This is a genomic window from Bartonella sp. CB10SXKL, assembly GCF_042195515.1.
Lineage (GTDB): Bacteria > Pseudomonadota > Alphaproteobacteria > Rhizobiales > Rhizobiaceae > Bartonella.
This window is the reverse complement of the sequence record NZ_JBHION010000142.1, coordinates 1-529: the sequence shown is the minus strand read 5'-3', so window position 1 is coordinate 529 and position 529 is coordinate 1. Positions and strand designations below refer to the sequence as shown.

The 529-nt window shown below is 37.4% G+C and carries 1 protein-coding gene; it reads left to right on the top strand.

Annotation, left to right across the window (positions count from 1 at the left end):
* The first annotated feature begins 31 nt into the window (after positions 1 to 31).
* Entirely contained in the window at positions 32 to 493 is a 462-nt protein-coding gene (locus ACFIK3_RS09900) for a hypothetical protein (RefSeq protein WP_375661114.1), read from the top strand.
* Positions 494 to 529 lie beyond the last annotated feature (36 nt).

The following is a 529-nucleotide window of genomic DNA, read 5'->3' as shown; positions in this document are numbered from 1 at the left end:
ATAAAAGAATCTCAACTGGAGAAAAGACCAGATGAAAAAATACGAATTTACTGATGAAAAAACTGTGTTTGATGGAAGAACTCTTCACCGAATTAGAGCATTAAGAGACTTTGGATATGTCAAAAAAGGTGACCTCGGCGGTTTTATAGAAAAAGAGAGCAACTTAAGCCATAAGAGAGACTGTTGGATTTTTGGCAATGCACAAGTTTACGGTGATGCCAAAGTTTATGATGATGCGCGGGTTTATGGGAATGCACGCGTTTATGACAATGCACAAGTTTATGATTATGCCGAAGTTGGTGGTGCTTCTGTTGGAGATAATGCCAAGGTTTTTGACTATGCGCGGATTTATGGGAATTCTGTTATAGGGGAAAGTGTACACGTTTACGGAAATGCTAAAATTTACAATCAAGCATATATTTGCTGTCGTGTACACATTGCTGGAAATTGTAAAATTAGTGGCTCCACCGTAATCGTAGAACGTGAGAAATAGTAATCATGGAAAAGAAATATGAACTTACTGATGAAA